A 16,649-nucleotide genomic window follows, 5' to 3' on the forward strand; every position below is an offset into this window, starting at 1 on the left:
CGGCAACCCTCGCGGCGGGGTGGGGGGCGGGGGGCCGCTCCCGGCTCCTGCCTCCGGGCCGCTTCCGGCTCCCGCCGCCCCGGGACCCCCCGCCCGCTCACGTCGCGTTCAGGGCCACCGTCGGGTGGAGACGGGCGGCCCGGATCGCCGGGTACAGTCCCGCGACCACGCCGATGAACAGGGTGGCGCCCAGCCCGCCCGCCAGGGACCACGGCGGGACCACGGCGCTCCACCCCTGCGCCCGCGCGAAGCCGTACGTGGCCAGCGCCCCCAGCACGGCCCCCGCGGCGCCCCCCAGTGCCGACAGCAGCAGCGACTCCGTCAGGAACTGCACCCGGATCGCCCCCCGCGTCGCGCCCAGCGACCTGCGCAGCCCGATCTCCTGACGCCTCTCCAGCACGGAGATGACCATGGTGTTGGCGACCCCGACGCCGCCCACCAGCAGCGCCACCGCCCCGAGTCCGAGCATCAGCGTCGTCAGCCCCTCGTCGGTGGCCGCCTTGGCCGCCAGCGCGTCGGAGGGCCGGGAGACCTTGACCCCGGCCTCGGCGCCGGGGCTGATGGTGCGGGCCAGGATCGCCCGTACGTCCTCCACGGAGGCGTCCGTGGACCGCTCGAAGACCGTCGTGGGGTGCCCGTCGAAGGCGAAGTACCGCTCGGCGGCCGGAAAGCCGACCAGGGCCGTCCGGTCCAGGTTGGGGACGAGTTCGACGGGCTTCAGGATGCCGACGACGACCACGCGCGTCTCGTTCATCATGATCGTCTCGCCGGGGCGCGTGACCCCGATGCGTTCGGCGGCCACCGCGCCGAGGACGGTCACCGGGAGCCGCTCGTTGGCCGGATCGAGCCAGACGCCCCGGTCGACGCCGCCGCCGAGGGTGCTCAGCAGGTCGGTGCGGGCCGCCAGGGTGGTGACGCCCGCGGTGCGCTCCTCGGGCACCACGTCGCTGCGCCGGACCTGGGCGGTGACGTGGCCGGTGGCGGTGGCCTGCTGCACGGGACCGATGCGCCGGACCATCGCGACGGCGCTCCTGGGCAGCTTGATCTGCTTCCCGTCGGCGCTCTCGGCGGCTTCGGCGGTGAGGAGGTTGGTGCCGAGGCGGTCGAGCTGGTTCATCAGGTCGGCACGGCTCGACTCGGACAGCCCGACGACGGCGACCATCGTCGCGATGCCGATGGCGATGCCGAGCGCGGACAGCACCACGCGCGCCCGGCGCGCGCGCAGCCCGACCGAGCCGACGCGCAGGACGTCACGGGGCGCCAGCCGGGACGGTCTGAGGTCCTTCTTCGCGTTCACCGGGACACCGCCCGCTCGCTGGACGTGTCGGACACGATCTCCCCGTCCCTGAAGCGCACTCGGCGCGGCAGCGAGTCCGCGATCTCGTTGTCGTGCGTGATGACGCAGACCGTGGTGCCGGCCGCGTGCAGTTCGTGCAGCAGCTCCATGACGATCTCCCCGGACGCGGTGTCCAGCGCCCCGGTCGGCTCGTCGGCGAGCAGCAGCCGCGGACCGCCCACCAGGGCGCGCGCGATGGCCACGCGCTGTTTCTCGCCGCCGGACAGTTCGCTCGGGGTGTGCGAGTAGCGGTGGTCGAGGCGCACCCGGGCGAGGGCCTCCCGGGCACGCGCCTGGCGCTCGCGCGGGGAGACGCCGGCGTACAGCAGCCCGTCGGCGACGTTGTCGACCGCGTCGCGGCCCGCCGCCAGGTGGAAGTGCTGGAAGACGAAGCCGATGTGACGGGCGCGCAGGGCGGACAACTGGGCGTCGCTGAGCGCGCCGACGTCGTATCCGGCGACCTCGACGGTCCCCGTGGTGGGTTTGTCGAGGGTGCCCATGATCTGGAGCATCGTGGACTTGCCGGAGCCGGAGGGACCGACGACGGCGAGCATCTCCCCCTCGTGGACGGTCAGGTCCACCCCGCGCAGGGCGTGCACACCGCCGGGATACGACTTGGTGGCGCCGCGCAGCTCCACCACCGCGGGGGGCCGCGACGCCGCCGGGCCCGGTGCCTCCCGCGAAGGCGGCTGCGGCACCGGAGAAGAGGCGGGCGGGAGCGCCACCGGCGAAACGGGGCGCGGGGGCGGCGACTTCGGTGTCGTCATGACTTCGCCACTCCCACCTTCATGCCCTCGCGCAGACCGCCGCCGGTGACCTCGATCTGCCCGTCGGCGGTCATCCCCGTCTCGACCCGCACCGTCGTGGCGGTGTCGCCCCGGACCACCTGGAGCCCGTAGCCGCCGTTCTCGCCGCGCAGGGCGAGCACCGCCTCCACCGGCACCGCGAGGACGCCCTTGCGGCTCTCGCTGACGAACTTCACGCTCGCGCTCGCCCTGGAGTCCTCCCCCGCCACCGCGCCGTCGCCCCCGGTCAGCTCGACCTCGACGGTGATGCCGTCGGGCCCGGACTTCTCGCCGCCCTCGGCCGCCTCGTCCTGGACCACCGTCCCGAGCACCCTGCCGGGCGCGGTCCTCCCGCTCGGCAGGGTGACCTCCACCCGCGTTCCCCTGGCGGTGAGCGCGCCGTCGCCCTGGTCCAGCCGGGCGCGCAGGACGGGCTTGGTCGAGGCGACGGTGAGCACCGGTTTGTCGGGGCCGACCCGGTCGGCGAGCGCGGCGTCCGCGGCGACGACCTTGACCTTGCCGCGCTGGAAGACGACGTCGCCCATGCCGACCCGGCCGGTGGGCTCCCGGTTCAGGGACTTCTGCCACCGCTTGACGGCGGCCTCGGTGTCCTCGTCGTACCGGGTGTCGACGTACAGCTTCGACCCGTACCCCAGGTCGCGCAGGTTCCGCTCCAGTTGGAGCACGTCGCTGCCCCGGTCGCCGGCCTTCATCTCGCGGAACATCGGCACCGCCCCGTACAGCAGCGTGACGGGCTTGTCGTTCAGCTCGTACAGGGCCTGGCCCAGGCCGAGGGTGCGGCCCACGGGGGCGGCCACCGTGACGGTGCCCTCGACGACGGCCCTGACCGGGCGCCGCTGCGCGAAGTCGAGCCTGCCGTCGACGGTCTTGGACTGCACCAGGTCGGTGCGTACCACCGTCGCGGTCGCGCCCGGCAGCGCGGGGCGTGCCGTGGCGTCCGCACCGCCGCCGTCGCCGAGGACGAGGACGCCGGCGGTGACGGCGGCGGCGGTCAGCGCGCCGAGGGCGAGGAGGGCGGTGCGGCGCTTCATCAGACCCGCCCGTCCAGGCCGGGGAGCAGCTTCGGCGCGCAGGTCTTCGCCGCCTTCTGGTACGCCGGGGACTTCTGGTCGAGCACCGGGTCGGCGGGGTTGGGGTCGCCGCCGGGGACGGCGTTGCCGCCGGACATCTGCGGGTTGGTGAACCGGGAGACGCCGTTGTCGCGCATGCACTTGGCGTGCGCGAGCATCGACTCGTAGTCCTTCTGCTGGTCGCGCTCGGGCTCCGCCGTCATGGCCGCCTGGAGTTCCGCGATGCAGACGTTGTTCTTGCCGGCCTTGATGCCGTCGTTGCGGCCGGGCTGCGCGCCGAGCTCGTTGATCTTGTCCCACTGGAGGTACCCGTCGACCTTGGGGTCGGGGTACTCCGGGTAGCCGCCCTTGGCGCGCATGCACTGGACGAACTTCGTCTGGGCGTCGTGGAAGGCGCTCTTGGCGGCGGGCTTGGCGCTCGGGCTGTTCCCGCTGCTCGCGGCGCCCGTGCCCGGGGCGGCGGGGGCGTCGGCGATGGCGTCGTCCTGCCGGGGGGCGTCGGCGCCGCCGCAGGCGACGGAGAGGGCGAGCACGGGGGCGGCCACGAGGGCGGCCAGGCGCAGCCGGGCGATGGCGCGGGGGTTCGTCCTGGGGAAGGTCATGCGCCCACGTTCGAAGCCCCTCGTGATGGTCCGTGCATGGGCACATGATGGGAACGTAACAATGCCCGCGCCCGGCGCAGGTGCCCGGTGCGAGGCCCTGGTCGCGGCCCTGGTGTGCGGCATGATCGGCCTCATGCCGCATGTGCTTCTGATCGAGGACGACGCCTCCGTACGGGACGGAATGGAGCTGGTGCTGCGCCGCCACGGGTACGACGTGGACACGGCCGCCACCGGCGAGGAGGCACTGGCCCTGCTGGACGGCGGGCGGGGGGCGCGGATCGAGCTGGTCGTGCTGGACCTGATGCTGCCGGGCCTGGACGGCTTCGAGGTGTGCCGCCGCATCCGCACCCGTACGACGACGCTGCCGGTCATCATGCTGACGGCGCGCGGCGACGACCAGGACGTCGTCGACGGCCTGGAGGCGGGCGCCGACGACTACGTGGTCAAGCCGGTCACCGCGCCGGTGCTGGAGGCCCGCATCCGGGCGGCGCTGCGGCGCGCGGAGCCGTCGGCGCCGGTGCCGGACGCGGCCGGCCGGGGCGGCCTGCGGATCGACCGGGCCGGGCTGGTCGTCACCAAGAACGGCGTTCCGGTCCCGCTGCCGCCCACCGAGATGCGTCTCCTGCTGGAGCTGTCGGCGTCGCCCGGCCGGGTGTTCAGCCGGGAGCAGTTGCTGGAGTCGGTGTGGGACCACACCTTCCTGGGCGACTCCCGGATCGTGGACGCGGCGGTGGGCAGACTGCGCGCCAAGCTGGAGGACGTACCGGCGAAGCCGCGGTACGTGCAGACGGTGCGCGGCTTCGGCTACCGGTTCGGACCGCTGTGACGCGGACGCCCGGCGTGCCCCCTCCCGGGAGGGGCGCCTCCCCGCGCGCCCCCGGGCGACGGCTGCGGCTCGTCGGCGGCTTGCGCGCCCGGCTGGTGGTGGCCTTCGTGCTGGTGGCCCTCGTCAGCGCGGTCACCGCCACCGCGCTCGCCTACCGGGAGTCGCGCACTGCCGTCCTCCAGCGCGCCCAGGACTCCTTCCAGAAGGACTTCGTCGCCCGGGTCGGCTCCGTCGCCCCCAACGTCGACCTGCCGCCCGACGTGCGGACCCTCGCCGCCCTCGCCACCCGCGTCTCGGACGGGCTGAGCGGCGCGCCGCTCGTCGTCGCCCGCCACCAGGACCTGAAGGCGACCTCCGACTCGCTGGCCGACGACTCCCGGATCACCGCGGAACTGCGGGCCGCCGTCGCGACGCGGGAGCGCGTCAGCTTCCAGCGGGTCGTGCACGAGGGCGAGCCGTACCTGGTGGTGGGCACCCCGGTGACGTACGAGAACGGTCAGACGTCCGGTCTGGAGGTCTACGCCGTCGCCTCCCTGCGCGCCGAGCAGGACGACACGACCGGCGTCCTGGACGCCGTGCGCGGCGGCATCCTGCCGGTGGTGCTGCTGGCCGCCCTGCTGGCGCTGCTGGCGGCGCGCACGGTGCTGCGCCCGGTGCGGGAGCTGGGCCGGGCCACCCGCAGGCTCGCCGAGGGCGACCTCGACAGCCGGATCGCGGTGCGCGGCAGCGACGAACTGGCCGACCTGGCGCGCGACTTCAACCACACCGCCGACGAGCTGAGCGCCTCCGTCGGCGAACTGCGCGAGCAGGAGGCGCGGGCCCGGCGCTTCGTCGCGGACGTCAGCCACGAGCTGCGCACCCCGCTGGCCGCGATGACGATGGTCGCCACCGTCCTGGACGAGGACGCCGACCGGCTCCCGCCGGACGCCGCGCACGCGGCCCGCACGGTGAGCGGGGAGACGGCGCGGCTGGCCCGTCTGGTGGACGACCTGATGGAGATGTCCCGCTTCGACTCGGGGGCCGCCGCGCTGAACGCCTCCGAGATCGACGTCGGCGAGACCGTCCGGGCCTCGCTCGCCCTGCGCGGCTGGACGGACGCGGTACGGCTCGAACCCGGGCGGGCGGTACGGACGGTGGCCGACCGGCGTCGGGTCGACGTGATCGTCGCCAACCTGGTCGGCAACGCCCTGCGGCACGGCGCTCCCCCGGTGACGGTCGCGGTGGGGGCGGAGCGGGACGGGGTGACGGTGACCGTCACGGACTCCGGTCCCGGACTGCCGGCCCCGGTGCTGGCGCAGGTCTTCGAGCGCTTCTACAAGGCGGACGCCTCCCGCACCCGCACCCGGGACGACGGCGGCAGCGGTCTGGGCACCGCGATCGCCCTGGAGAACGCGCGCCTGCACGGCGGCACCGTCGAGGCGGCCAACCGGACGGACGGGACCACCGGCGCGGTGTTCACGCTGCGCCTGCCGCACCGCCGCCACCCACCGCACCCGGAAGAGGAGGCCGCGCGATGACCGGCACCCGTGCCCGTGCCCACGTCCGTCTGCCCGCCGTCGCCGCTGTCGCGTGCGCCCTCCTGCTCGGCGCCTGTGGCGTGCAGCCGACCGGTGTCATAGCGGGCGGCGAACCGGCGACCGGGCTGACGAAGGGCCTGCGGCTGTACTTCGTGTCGAAGGCGGGGCGGCTGGAGGGCGTTTCGCGGCCGGACGCCCAGCCCCTCAGGGAACTGCCGGCCGCGTTGAAGCTCCTCGCGCTGGGCCCCGACGAGGCGGAGCGCAAACGGGGCCTCACCTCACCGCTGGGCATGCCGCCGTCCTACGACGTGACCGGCTCCGGCGCGCGGGTCGTCCTGCGCAGCCCGAAGACCTTCTTCGCGGACGGGCTCAACGAGCTGGCCACCGGACAACTGGTGTGCACCCTGGCGCGTGCCCAGTCGCTGCTGGCCAAGGGGGTGCGCCCGGACGACGTACAGGTGACGTTCGAGGGCCGCGAGACGGTCGGACCGTACCGCTGCGGCTCCTACCTGGAACGCTGACCGCTGGCCGCTGCCCGCGCCCCGGAACCCGCCGCGCTCAGGACCGGATGCGTCCGCGCCGCGGCGTCTGCCGGCCCGGAACGGCGGCGCGGTCCGCGGCGGCCGTCCCGTGCTCCCAGCCCGCGAGGTCGTTGACTCCGCGCACCCGGGTGGCGGTGGTGCGCGGGAACATCTGCTCCGCGCGGTCCGTCACGGCGACGTCCCGGGCCGCCAGCACCGGCAGCAGCGCGCCGCCGCGGTCGGCCTCCTCCACCGCGTGCTCGGTGGCCTCCGCGAGACGGGTGCCGAGCCTGCTGGCGTAGGCGGTCAGGAACGACTGCCGGAAGGACTTGGTGCGCTTCCTGCCGCCGGCCCGCTGCGCCGCCTCCGCACGGGTCATCGCGGCCGTCCCCTGCACCAGCAGCGAGGTGTACAGCAGTTCCACCGCTTCCAGGTCGGCCTCGAAACCGACCACCGTGGAGAAGCCGAACGCGCTGTTCCACACCGCCCGGCACCGGTTGGCCGTCGCCACGGCGTCCAGCAGGATCGCCTTCGCCGTCTCGTACGGCGCGTCCACCCCGATCCGGCAGGCGCCGGGCCCGGCCGCGGAGTCCCCCCGCGCGGCCAGAACGGCCTCGTCGACGCTGTGCCGGGCCATCAGCTCCTGCGCCTTGGCGGTGAGCGCCTCGGCCTCCTCCGGGTAGTCGGTGGCCTCCGCCTTGGCGAGGAGCGCCCGGATGCGGGTGAGCATGCGCGGCTCGCCGGGCGGCGCCTGCGCCTGTCGCACGCGGGCCCCCGCGCCGGGCGCGGGCCCGACGGGTTCGATCGGGGGCAGCCGGATCAGCAGCCGCAGCAGCTCCAGCGCGGCCGTCGCCAGCGAGAACCGGTCGGTTCTCTCCCGCCGGGCCAGGGCGTCCCCGTACGCGTCGTCCCGCTTCCACCAGACACCGTCCGCGCGGACCCCGAGCTCATCGAGCTGCGCCCGCCAGCGCGGCGGAACCGGCTCCTCGGGATGTCCGCGCCGCTCGGCGGCGACCAGGTCCGCCAGCAGCCGCAGATGCACCTCGTCGAGATCACGCCGTACGAGACGGGCGACGTCGGCGGGCTGCCACCCCCGGTCCCACGCCCGGCGTACGAACTCCTGCCCCCGGCGCAGCACTTCGCGCCCGGCGTCCGCCCAGGGGGCGGCGGCCAGCAGCGAGGCGCCGAGGTCGAGATCGTCGTCGCCGGTGCCGTACAGGGCGGAGAACGCCCGCTCCGCCCCGGGGAAGGCCTCTTCGGTCAACGTCGTCTCTCCTCGGTCGGGCTCACCCCCCTGGTATACCTCGCCCGCCCCCGGAGCCACCGCCCGGCCACCTCCTGCCCCCGCCCTCTCGGGCATCGCGCTCCGCCTCCGCCCCCTTGGGGTTCGCCCTCGCTTCCTTGGGCTTCGCCCCCGCCCGCTCCCGGCCCACCCGGGTGCCGCCCCCTGCCCATGCCCCAGCGCCTGCGCCTGGTGCGGGCCGCCCGTGCCGCCACCGGAACGGACCACCCCGAGGGACCGCGCCGCCTGGTCCGCGACGGTGATCACCCGGTCACCCCTGCCGCCGCGCAGCGCGACCGCGTCCGGCAGCATTCCGTACCCCGCCGCGTCGTGGACGGCGTCCCCCCTGTGGAGCTACCTCGCGCACCCCCAGCGGGTCCAGTACGCGCCGCGCGGTCTCGGCCGCGACCGGCCAGCGCGGCGGCCTGTTCCCGGCCGAGCCCGACGGACCTGCGCCTGACCTGCGCGAACGCGGTGCTTCGGCCGGATTGTCAGACCCGGCTGCCACACTCGCACCCATGAACGACCGGTGGGCCGTCGCCCCGACAGAGGGAGGCGGGGCACTGCTCGCCCCGCTCACCCGGGACGGCCGCCCCGCCGCCGGGGCGCGCCACGAGAGCGACCTCGTCGAGGCGGTCCGCTCCCGCCCCGAGGTCGGTCGCTGGGTGTGGCGGAACACCGCCGAGATCTACCCGCGTCTGCTCGCCGCCGGGGTGCGGGTGGAGCGTTGTTACGACATCGAGGACGCCGAGCTCCTCCTGCTGGGCCACGCGGGCCGCTGGGGCGAGCCGCGGTCCGCCGCCGCGGCGCACGCCCGGCTGCACCGCCGTCCGGTGCCGCCCGACCCGCCGGCCCGCACGGCCGATCCCGGCTCGCAGTCCTCCCTCTTCGAGCCGCAGCCCGTGCCCGTGCCCTTCGACGCCCTCCTGGAGGTCTACGCCGACCAGCAGCGAAGACACGAGGAGGCGGAGCACCCCGGCCGGATGAGCCTGCTCACCGCCTCCGAGTCCGCCGGGATGCTCGTCGCCGCCGAGCTCAACCGCTGCGGCCTGCCCTGGCGGGCCGACGTCCACCGGGCCCTGCTGGACGACCTCCTCGGCGAGCGGTACGCGGGCGGCGGCGACCCGCGCCGGATGGCGGAGCTGGCGGACGAGGTGTCGCGGGCCTTCGGCCGCCGGGTGCGGCCCGAGCTGCCCGCCGACGTGATCAAGGCGTTCGCGCAGGCCGGCGTCAAGGTGAGGTCCACCAGGCGCTGGGAGCTGGAGTCCGTCGACCATCCGGCGGTGGAACCCCTGATCGCGTACAAGAAGCTCTACCGGATCATGACCGCGCACGGCTGGGGCTGGCTCCAGGACTGGGTGCGCGACGGGCGCTTCCACCCGGAGTACCTGCCCGGCGGCACGGTCACCGGGCGCTGGGTGACCAACGGCGGCGGCGCCCTCCAGATCCCCAAGGTGATCCGCCGCGCGGTGGTCGCCGACCCGGGCTGGCGGCTGGTGGTGGCCGACGCCGACCAGATGGAGCCGCGCGTGCTGGCCGCGATCTCGCGCGACCCCGGCCTGATGGACGTGGCGGGCCAGAGCGGCGACCTCTACAAGGCGGTCTCCGACCGGGCCTTCTCCGGCGACCGCGCGGCGGCGAAGCTCGCGGTGCTGGGCGCGATATACGGACAGACCTCGGGCGACGGCCTGAAGAACCTGGCCGCGATGCGCCGGCGCTTCCCGCGCGCCGTCGCGTACGTGGACGACGCCGCCCGCGCGGGCGAGGAGGGCCGGCTCGTACGGACCTGGCTCGGCCGGACCTGCCCCCCTGCGGCGGGCGCGGACGACGACGCCGGCGAGGCGGGCCTGCCCCAGGAGCCCTCCCCGGAACCGCAGTCCGGCGAGGGCGAGTTCGCCCCGGGGCACGCCTCCCGGAACAGCCGGGCCCGGGGCCGCTTCACCCGCAACTTCGTCGTCCAGGGCAGCGCGGCGGACTGGGCGCTGCTGGTGCTCGCGGCCCTGCGGCGCTCGCTGCACGAGGCCGGGATGCGGGCCCAGTTGGTCTTCTTCCAGCACGACGAGGTGATGGTGCACTGCCCCGCCGACGAGTCGGCGGCGGTCGCGGAGGCGATCCGCGCGGCCGGTGACCTGGCCGGACGGATCGCCTTCGGGGAGACGCCGGTGCGGTTCCCGTTCACGGTGGCGGAGGTGGAGTGCTATGCGGACGCCAAGTGAGTTCGTACGGGAGCCGCTCGTACGGGAACTACTTCCGGTGCGGGAACTACTTCCGGTGCGGGAACTACTTCCATGGGAAGCACGCGCACGGGGACTGTTTCCGCAGGAAGCACGCGCACCGGAACTACTTCCACCAGGTGGGGCTGAGCGCGATCGCCTTGAGCTGCTCGGCCGTGAGGGCCGGCTGCTCGCGGGTGGCGGCGGAGTGCTGGGTGTCGGCGTTGAAGGCGGAGAGCACGACGCGCCGCCCGTCCGGCTTCACCGCGTCGACGGTGAGCTGCACGATCCCCGCGACGCCCTTCTCACTGCCGCTGCGGGTCACCGTGACCACGGTGCCGTCCTTCTCGGTCGGTGTCTTCCCGCCGAGCAGGTCGTCCATGCCGACCTGGGCGTTCACCTCGACGAGGCTGCCGCCCCCGCCGTCGTCGACGACCACACTGGCGAACCCGGCCTGACCGGACCTGCCACCGAGCCTCAGCCCCTTGGGCAGCAGGGCGGCCAGGGTGCTGTGCATCTTCTCCTCGCCCGGCTCCCCCGGGATGCCGACGTCTCCTTCGGGTTTCGCCGCGGGCAGGGCGCCGGTCACGGAGCGCCAGGCGCCGTCCGTCGTCAGCCTCCGCAACTGGGCCGGGTCCAGCGGCGGGTCGACGCGGCTGACCGGCTCGCCCTTCTCGGCGGGCGCGTTGTACTCGCTCACGTCGACGACCAGCCCGTCCGGGGTGACCAGGACGGCCCGCCACTCCTTGGTCTTGCCGGTGTTGTACACATACCTCTGCAACAGCATGAAGTCCGAACCGTCGGAGAGCTTCTCGCTCCTGCACGAGTCGAAGCGCACGTAGGCCCTGGCCGGGCAGGTGACCATCTCGCGGGTCGAATGGCCGCCGGGGTCGGCCCGGGTGATGCCGAGCCGGACGGCCCCCTTGCCCCGGCCGTCGTCGTGGAGCGCGGAGACCATCGGACTGTTCGGGGGCCCCGGCGCCGATTCCGTTCCCCGGGCCGCCTCGTCCGTTCCCCGGGCCTCGACGTCGGTCAGTTCGCCGCGCGGCATCAGGCGCTTGAAGGTGTCGGTCATCCAGGCGCGAGTGATGTGGCGCGTGTCGCCGACCGCGCTGTCCGCCTTGCCGTGGCCGTCGCCTTCGCTGTCGCCCTTGCCCGAGCCCTCGGCCCTTCCGGTCTCGTTCCCGCCGTCCCGCCCGGCGTCGCTCGCGCCCGAGGTCCGCTCCACCGCGGGCACGGGTGCCGCCACGTCCCCCCGGCCGCCGGAACCGCCCAGCAGGCCGCCCGCCCACGCCCCTCCCACCCCCACCAGGGCCAGGGCGGCCACGCTGCCGGTGACCGCGCCGGCCCGACGGCGGCGCAGGGTGCGCCGGCCCCTGGCCAGGCCCGTGTCGGCGAGCCGTTGCTGGTCGGCGGAGAAGCTGTCGCCGGTGCGCCGCAGCGCCCGGCCGAGTTCGTCCTCGAAAGGTGGCATGGCAAACCCCCGTCATGGGTGTCGTGTCGTCCTGGAAATGCCGTGCGGCGGGCAGTCGGGGAGCGGCCCCCCGTCACCCGGAGGCGAACGCGACCAGGGTGCCGCCCAGTTGCTCGCGCAGCTTGGCCAGCGCCCGCACGGACCGGGTCCGCACCGCCGCCGAGCTCACGTTCATGGCGTCGGCGGTCTCCTCGATGCTGCGGTCCTCCCAGTACCGCAGCACGATCACCGCGCGGTCCTTCGGCGCGAGCCGCCCCAGCGCCTGGAGGAGGGTCATCCGCAGCTCCGGATCACCGCCCGGGGCGCCCGCGCCGTCCGGAACATCCCCCACCGGACGCTCGGCGGCCGAGCGCCTCCTCTGCTGGCTGAGGAAGGTCCGTACGAGAACGGTCTGGGCGTACGCCGCGGGATTGTCGATCCGCGAGATCCGGCCCCACAGGGCGTACATCCGCCCCAGTGTCTCCTGGGTCAGGTCCTCCGCGAGGTGGGTGTCCCCGCTGGTCAACAGACATGCCGACCGGTAGAGGTGCCCGCTCCTGACGGTCGCGAACTCCAGGTACTCCGCGTCGCGCCCCGTCCCCCGCATGCGAACTCCGCCCCCTCGTCCCGCGCCCGCCCACACCTTCCTGACGCGATGGACCCGACGGAATGTTTCACCCGCATTCGCGGCGACGGGTGGGGTACGCGGGACGCATGTACGCACACAGCACCGAAAGCATCCAAACAGAGCTCGCCGGCACCGGGCTCGCGGTGTCCCGCGACCTGATGGTGGGCATCGCCCCGTTCGTGATCGGGCTGGTGATCGTGGGCGTGCTCATAGGTGCCGTGGTGCTGGGTATCCGCGTCAAGAAGCGCGAGCCCGCCACACCGCGTCCGGAGGAACAGCCGCGCGCCCCCGAGCGGGACCATCCGCCGGGCGTGGTGCACGAGCACCCGGAGCCGCACGAGCTCCCGCAGGACGGCGTCCGCCGCACCGCGCACCACCTGGGCGGCCCGGGCCCGAACGCCTGACCGCCCGCGCCCACGAGCCGGACACCGCGGAACACGACCACCACGACCACCACGAGCAACCCGGACAACCAGAACACCCCGAACCACAGGAGGACCCCGGCCATGGCCACCCCCACCCACACCACCCGCCCCACCCACACCACTCCCGTGATCACGAGCACGCTCCCCGAGACCTCCCGCCAGATCACCGGCATCGCGCTTGAGGGCGCGCTGGTCGATCTGCTGGACCTCTCCCTGCTGGCCAAGCAGGCGCACTGGACGATCGTCGGCCCGCGCTTCCGGTCGCTGCACCTCCAGCTCGACGAGATCGTCACCATGGCACGCTCCTACGCGGACACCGTCGCCGAGCGCGCCTCCGCCATCGGCATCGCCCCCGACGGCCGGGCGGGCACCGTCGCCGCGAGCAGCAAGCTGCCGCAGCAGGAGGCCGGCTGGACAGCCGACGACGACGTGGTGTCGCTGCTGGTCGAAGCGCTGGGCGGCATCATCGAGCGCATGCGGGAGCGCATCGCCGCGACCGACAAGCCGGACCCGGTGACGCAGGACCTCTTCATCGCCCTGACGGCGGAGCTGGAGAAGCAGCACTGGATGTTCCAGGCGGAGAACCGCTGAGCCACCGGCGCAGGACACACCACAGGGGCAGGACCCCTGCCGGGGGAGCCCGGCGGCACAGGGGCGCGGGCCGCGCAGGCTGAAGATGCGCGGCCCGCGCCCCTGTGCGTATCTGGGAGGGACCGAAAAAGGAGCCCGCCCCATGACGCAGCAGACGTCCTCGCAGCACCTGGCCCCCGCCCACACCACGGGCGGCTCCGGCCTGGTGATCCCGTACGGACAGCCCGGTGACCTGCCGGTTCTCTCCCTGTACGAGGACTTCCGCTGCCCGTACTGCGCGGCTCTGGAGCAGGCGTCGGGCCAGGCGATACGGGGCCTCGCGGACGCGGGCCGGCTGCGCCTGGAGTACCACTTCGCGGCGCTCCTGGACGGGATGCTCGGCGGGCAGGGCTCCGCCACCGCACTGAGCGCGGCCGGCGCCGCGATCAACGAGAGCCAGGCCGACTTCAAGACCCTGCACGAGGCCCTCTACGCCCAGCAGCCCGACGAGAGCGTCGACTCCTACGGGCGCCCCTCCGTGGTGCTGCGCGTAGCGGAATCGGCGGGCCTGACCGCGCCCGACTTCCGCGAGGCCGTCTCATCGGGCACGTACAGGCCGTGGGCCGACTCCGTCGCCGAGGCCTTCGCCCGCAGCGAGGTACGCGGGACGCCGACCCTGCGCCTGGGCGAGACCTCCATCCACGGCTTCGGCCGCACCGGCCGCCCGCTCCCGGCGGCCGAGGTCACCGCCCAGATCGAAACGGCACTGCCGCACTAGACGATTCCCGCACCGGAACAAACACCAGCATGGGTACCGGCGAGCGGAGGAGCGGCGACCTGTTCCACTCCCCGCCGCCCCCTGACACTCTGTGGGAATGGCAGCAGTGGCAGAGGTCTTCTTCCGTCGGCTGAGCAGGTGGCAGGCGGACCAACAGCGGGAATCGATCGCCGACTTGTACGAGAAAACGTACCGCGACTCCGATCCCCCACCCCGTCCGCCGTCCACAGGCACCCGGATCTCATACGACAAAAGCGCGCGCCGCGAAACGCCCACCCACGCCGCCCGCGACCGCGCCGCCTTCCTCGACCGCTTCGCCGCGGACGTCCAGCGCCCCGGCTTCGACATGCTGATCGCCAGCGCGGCGACGGCCCTGGTCGGCTGCATCTACGGCTACCTGCCCGACCGCCAGGGCTCCTGGTGGTACGGCCGCCACGACATCGCCCCCGCCACCCTCGGCCAACTCGCCGACTCCGGCCGGATCTTCAACGTGGCGGAACTGATGGTCGCCCCCTCCCACCGCCGCCGGGGCGTGGCCGAGGAACTCCAGGACCGCCTTCTCGTACGGGTCGACGCCGAACTCGTCACCACCCTGATCGAGCCCGCCAACACGGTGGCCAAGGCAGCCTACGAAGCCTGGCACTGGCACCCCACCGACACCCTCCCCGCCACCAACGGCCACCCCGCCCTGGAGGTCTGGACCCGCCCCACCCCTCAGAACGACCCGTCCTGACCCGGCCCCGCACACAACAGAAAACCCCAGACCGGAAACTTCCGGTCTGGGGTCCTTCCGAGCCGCCTTCGGGATTCGAACCCGAGACCTACGCATTACGAGTGCGTTGCTCTGGCCAACTGAGCTAAGGCGGCGCCGCCGCGTTCACACCATGGTGCGATCAGCAGCGGAGCCAAGTCTACACAGTTTCCGGGGGTGCTCCGCACACCCCCGGAATGGCGGACTCCGCGCAGGTCAGTGGCGGGCTGTGCGGGGGCGGTGCCGGGTCAGGAGCACTGCTTGCCGTCCTTCGGAGGGGTGCCTTCCAGGAGGTAGGTGTTGATCGCCGTGTCGATGCAGTCGCTGCCGCGGCCGTACGCCGTGTGGCCGTCGCCGTCGTACGTCAGGAGGGTGCCGGTGGCGAGCTGGCCGGCGAGGGACTCGGCCCACTTGTAAGGGGTCGCCGGGTCGCGGGTGGTGCCGACCACGACCAGCGGGGCCGCGCCCTTGGCCTCGATGCGGTGGGCGGCGCCGGTGGGCTCGACCGGCCAGGAGGCGCAGTTCAGGGAGGCCCAGGCCAGGCCCCTGCCGAAGACCGGGGAAGCCTTCTCGAAGGCGGAGAGGGCGGCCCGGACGTCGGCCGGCGAGGTGAAGGCCGGGGGGAGGTCGAGGCAGTTGACGGCGGTGTTGGCGTACATGAGGTTGGCGTACGCACCGCTGCCGTCGCGCTCGTAGTAGGTGTCCGCGAGCGCCAGCAGGCCGTTGCCGTCGCCCTGCTGGGCGGCCGTGATGCCGGCCCGAAGCTGCGGCCAGGCCCCCTCGTCGTACATCGCGGCGATCGCGCCCGTCGTGGCGAGGGCCTCGCCGAGCGGGCGGTTCTTGTCCTTGGTGGGGACGGGCTTGGTGTCCAGCGCCTTGAACAGGGCCTTCAGGCGGGCGCCGGCCTCGGCGGGGGTGCCGGTGCCGAGCGGGCAGCCCCGCTGCTTGACGCAGTCGGCGGCGAAGGACCGGAAGGCGGTCTCGAACCCGGCGGTCTGGTCCCGGTTCAGGTCCCGGGCGGTCAGGGAGGGGTCCATCGCGCCGTCGAGGACGAGGCGGCCGGTGCGGTCGGGGAAGAGTTCGGCGTACGTCGCCCCCAGGAAGGTGCCGTACGAGGCACCGACGTACTGGAGCTTCTGGTCGCCGAGGACCTCGCGCAGGATGTCCATGTCCCGGGCCGCCTCGACGGTGGAGACGTGCGGGAGGATCTTCTTCGAACGCTTCTCGCAGCCCTTCGAGAACTTCTCGTACGCGGCCGTCAGCCTGGTGACCTCCGCCGCGTCGTCCGGCGTCTGGTCGACCTGCGTGTGGGCGTCCATCTCGGGACCGGTCAGGCACTCCACGGGCTCGCTGCGGGCGACTCCGCGCGGGTCGACGGCCACCATGTCGTAGCGGGCGCGGACCGGCGCCGGGTAACCGAGAGCGGCGTACGCCTGGAGGTAGCCGATCGCGGAACCGCCCGGCCCGCCGGGGTTGACCAGCAGCGATCCGATGCGCTTGCCCGGCCCGGTGGCCTTCTTCCGCGCCACCGCCAGCTTGATGTCGCCGCCGGACGGCTTCGCGTAGTCGAGCGGCGCCTTCATCGTCGCGCACTCGAAACCGGGCACCCCGCACTCCCGCCAGCTCAGCTTCTGCGCGTAGTACGGAGCCAGGGCCGCGCGGTCCCCGGCCGTCCCCGCGCTCTGCGCGGTGGTGGACACCGTCCGGCTCGGCGGCGACGACGCCCCCGAACCACCGGAGCAGCCCGCGATCAGCAGACCGGTCACGGCGAACAGGGTGGCGGAGGAACGGAGCAGGCGCCTGGAGTTCATGTCCGGAGCGTAGTGGGATTGTCACGCGTGGTGGGTCTCGGATGCGTTCAGTTGCTCGTA

General features: G+C 74.0%; 16 protein-coding genes and 1 tRNA gene. 8 read left to right on the top strand and 9 right to left on the bottom strand.

Annotated features, from left to right (window positions below; all coding sequences use genetic code 11):
- Positions 1–97: 97 nt before the first annotated feature.
- From ACZ56L_RS32990 to ACZ56L_RS33005, 4 genes are read right to left on the bottom strand one after another with little or no spacing between them, the layout of a single operon-like run.
- Positions 98–1,297: an ABC transporter permease gene (locus ACZ56L_RS32990; RefSeq protein ID WP_471068405.1), complete on the bottom strand. Its 1,200-nt coding sequence runs from the start codon at positions 1,295–1,297 to the stop codon at positions 98–100.
- On the bottom strand, positions 1,294–2,103 hold the full coding sequence (locus ACZ56L_RS32995; RefSeq protein WP_471068408.1) for an ABC transporter ATP-binding protein: 810 nt from the start codon (positions 2,101–2,103) through the stop codon (positions 1,294–1,296). Before ACZ56L_RS32995 ends, ACZ56L_RS32990 begins: the two co-directional genes overlap by 4 nt.
- Positions 2,100–3,173 carry a peptidoglycan-binding protein gene (locus ACZ56L_RS33000; protein WP_345220239.1) on the bottom strand — a complete coding sequence of 358 codons (1,074 nt, stop codon included), beginning with the start codon at positions 3,171–3,173 and terminating at the stop codon, positions 2,100–2,102. The genes ACZ56L_RS32995 and ACZ56L_RS33000 overlap by 4 nt, the downstream gene beginning before the upstream one ends.
- On the bottom strand, positions 3,173–3,814 hold the full coding sequence (locus ACZ56L_RS33005; protein WP_471068412.1) for a hypothetical protein: 642 nt from the start codon (positions 3,812–3,814) through the stop codon (positions 3,173–3,175). The genes ACZ56L_RS33000 and ACZ56L_RS33005 overlap by 1 nt, the downstream gene beginning before the upstream one ends.
- Positions 3,815–3,947: 133 nt before the next feature.
- On the opposite strand from ACZ56L_RS33005, the gene ACZ56L_RS33010 reads away from it, so the two are divergent.
- Genes ACZ56L_RS33010 through ACZ56L_RS33020 form a run of 3 tightly spaced genes read left to right on the top strand, consistent with a single transcriptional unit; the run spans position 3,948 to position 6,678 of the window.
- On the top strand, positions 3,948–4,640 hold the full coding sequence (locus ACZ56L_RS33010) for a response regulator transcription factor (RefSeq protein ID WP_345226291.1): 693 nt from the start codon (positions 3,948–3,950) through the stop codon (positions 4,638–4,640).
- 14 nt (positions 4,641–4,654) lie between these two features.
- Positions 4,655–6,157, top strand: a complete 1,503-nt coding sequence (locus ACZ56L_RS33015) for an ATP-binding protein (protein WP_471068415.1) — start codon at positions 4,655–4,657, stop codon at positions 6,155–6,157.
- Positions 6,154–6,678: a GerMN domain-containing protein gene (locus tag ACZ56L_RS33020; protein ID WP_471068418.1), complete on the top strand. Its 525-nt coding sequence runs from the start codon at positions 6,154–6,156 to the stop codon at positions 6,676–6,678. The genes ACZ56L_RS33015 and ACZ56L_RS33020 overlap by 4 nt, the downstream gene beginning before the upstream one ends.
- Positions 6,679–6,715: 37 nt before the next feature.
- On the opposite strand, the gene ACZ56L_RS33025 is transcribed toward ACZ56L_RS33020, so the two are convergent.
- Positions 6,716–7,942, bottom strand: a complete 1,227-nt coding sequence (locus ACZ56L_RS33025; RefSeq protein WP_471068421.1) for a DUF2786 domain-containing protein — start codon at positions 7,940–7,942, stop codon at positions 6,716–6,718.
- A 536-nt stretch (positions 7,943–8,478) separates the two neighbouring features.
- On the opposite strand from ACZ56L_RS33025, the gene ACZ56L_RS33030 reads away from it, so the two are divergent.
- Entirely contained in the window at positions 8,479–10,176 is a 1,698-nt protein-coding gene (locus ACZ56L_RS33030) for a bifunctional 3'-5' exonuclease/DNA polymerase (RefSeq protein WP_468692265.1), read from the top strand.
- A gap of 124 nt (positions 10,177–10,300) precedes the next feature.
- On the opposite strand, the gene ACZ56L_RS33035 is transcribed toward ACZ56L_RS33030, so the two are convergent.
- Both ACZ56L_RS33035 and ACZ56L_RS33040 read right to left on the bottom strand, forming a co-directional pair.
- Positions 10,301–11,647 carry a hypothetical protein gene (locus tag ACZ56L_RS33035; RefSeq protein WP_471068425.1) on the bottom strand — a complete coding sequence of 449 codons (1,347 nt, stop codon included), beginning with the start codon at positions 11,645–11,647 and terminating at the stop codon, positions 10,301–10,303.
- A gap of 73 nt (positions 11,648–11,720) precedes the next feature.
- Positions 11,721–12,233 (bottom strand): SigE family RNA polymerase sigma factor, encoded by a 513-nt coding sequence (locus ACZ56L_RS33040; protein WP_345220247.1) that lies wholly within the window; start codon positions 12,231–12,233, stop codon positions 11,721–11,723.
- A 107-nt stretch (positions 12,234–12,340) separates the two neighbouring features.
- Here ACZ56L_RS33040 and ACZ56L_RS33045 point away from each other — a divergent pair, with 107 nt between their 5' ends.
- The 4 genes from ACZ56L_RS33045 to ACZ56L_RS33060 all read left to right on the top strand — a co-directional run bounded on the left by ACZ56L_RS33045 (position 12,341) and on the right by ACZ56L_RS33060 (position 14,760).
- A complete protein-coding gene (locus tag ACZ56L_RS33045) occupies positions 12,341–12,658 on the top strand; it encodes a DUF6479 family protein (protein WP_345220249.1) in 318 nt (105 codons plus the stop codon).
- Positions 12,659–12,760: 102 nt separating this feature from the next.
- Entirely contained in the window at positions 12,761–13,270 is a 510-nt protein-coding gene (locus ACZ56L_RS33050; RefSeq protein ID WP_345220251.1) for a Dps family protein, read from the top strand.
- A 142-nt stretch (positions 13,271–13,412) separates the two neighbouring features.
- Positions 13,413–14,027 carry a DsbA family protein gene (locus ACZ56L_RS33055; protein WP_471068430.1) on the top strand — a complete coding sequence of 205 codons (615 nt, stop codon included), beginning with the start codon at positions 13,413–13,415 and terminating at the stop codon, positions 14,025–14,027.
- Positions 14,028–14,124: 97 nt separating this feature from the next.
- Positions 14,125–14,760, top strand: a complete 636-nt coding sequence (locus ACZ56L_RS33060) for a GNAT family N-acetyltransferase (RefSeq protein WP_471068433.1) — start codon at positions 14,125–14,127, stop codon at positions 14,758–14,760.
- A 60-nt stretch (positions 14,761–14,820) separates the two neighbouring features.
- On the opposite strand, the gene ACZ56L_RS33065 is transcribed toward ACZ56L_RS33060, so the two are convergent.
- Together ACZ56L_RS33065 and ACZ56L_RS33070 are read right to left on the bottom strand one after the other, a co-directional pair.
- Positions 14,821–14,894 (bottom strand) — tRNA-Thr (locus ACZ56L_RS33065).
- A gap of 132 nt (positions 14,895–15,026) precedes the next feature.
- A complete protein-coding gene (locus ACZ56L_RS33070; RefSeq protein ID WP_471068436.1) occupies positions 15,027–16,589 on the bottom strand; it encodes an alpha/beta hydrolase in 1,563 nt (520 codons plus the stop codon).
- Positions 16,590–16,649 lie beyond the last annotated feature (60 nt).

The sequence above is a fragment of the Streptomyces sp. NPDC039736 genome (assembly GCF_055596485.1).

What these genes read in the sequence shown, in the direction of transcription:
- ACZ56L_RS32995 (WP_471068408.1), bottom strand. Translation starts at nt 2,103, where the DNA reads ATGACGACACCGAAGTCGCCGCCCCCGCGCCCCGTTTCGCCGGTGGCG.
- ACZ56L_RS33000 (WP_345220239.1), bottom strand. Translation starts at nt 3,173, where the DNA reads ATGAAGCGCCGCACCGCCCTCCTCGCCCTCGGCGCGCTGACCGCCGCC.
- ACZ56L_RS33005 (WP_471068412.1), bottom strand. Translation starts at nt 3,814, where the DNA reads ATGACCTTCCCCAGGACGAACCCCCGCGCCATCGCCCGGCTGCGCCTG.
- ACZ56L_RS33010 (WP_345226291.1), top strand. Translation starts at nt 3,948, where the DNA reads ATGCCGCATGTGCTTCTGATCGAGGACGACGCCTCCGTACGGGACGGA.
- ACZ56L_RS33020 (WP_471068418.1), top strand. Translation starts at nt 6,154, where the DNA reads ATGACCGGCACCCGTGCCCGTGCCCACGTCCGTCTGCCCGCCGTCGCC.
- ACZ56L_RS33030 (WP_468692265.1), top strand. Translation starts at nt 8,479, where the DNA reads ATGAACGACCGGTGGGCCGTCGCCCCGACAGAGGGAGGCGGGGCACTG.
- ACZ56L_RS33035 (WP_471068425.1), bottom strand. Translation starts at nt 11,647, where the DNA reads ATGCCACCTTTCGAGGACGAACTCGGCCGGGCGCTGCGGCGCACCGGC.
- ACZ56L_RS33040 (WP_345220247.1), bottom strand. Translation starts at nt 12,233, where the DNA reads ATGCGGGGGACGGGGCGCGACGCGGAGTACCTGGAGTTCGCGACCGTC.
- ACZ56L_RS33045 (WP_345220249.1), top strand. Translation starts at nt 12,341, where the DNA reads ATGTACGCACACAGCACCGAAAGCATCCAAACAGAGCTCGCCGGCACC.
- ACZ56L_RS33050 (WP_345220251.1), top strand. Translation starts at nt 12,761, where the DNA reads ATGGCCACCCCCACCCACACCACCCGCCCCACCCACACCACTCCCGTG.
- ACZ56L_RS33055 (WP_471068430.1), top strand. Translation starts at nt 13,413, where the DNA reads ATGACGCAGCAGACGTCCTCGCAGCACCTGGCCCCCGCCCACACCACG.
- ACZ56L_RS33060 (WP_471068433.1), top strand. Translation starts at nt 14,125, where the DNA reads ATGGCAGCAGTGGCAGAGGTCTTCTTCCGTCGGCTGAGCAGGTGGCAG.
- ACZ56L_RS33070 (WP_471068436.1), bottom strand. Translation starts at nt 16,589, where the DNA reads ATGAACTCCAGGCGCCTGCTCCGTTCCTCCGCCACCCTGTTCGCCGTG.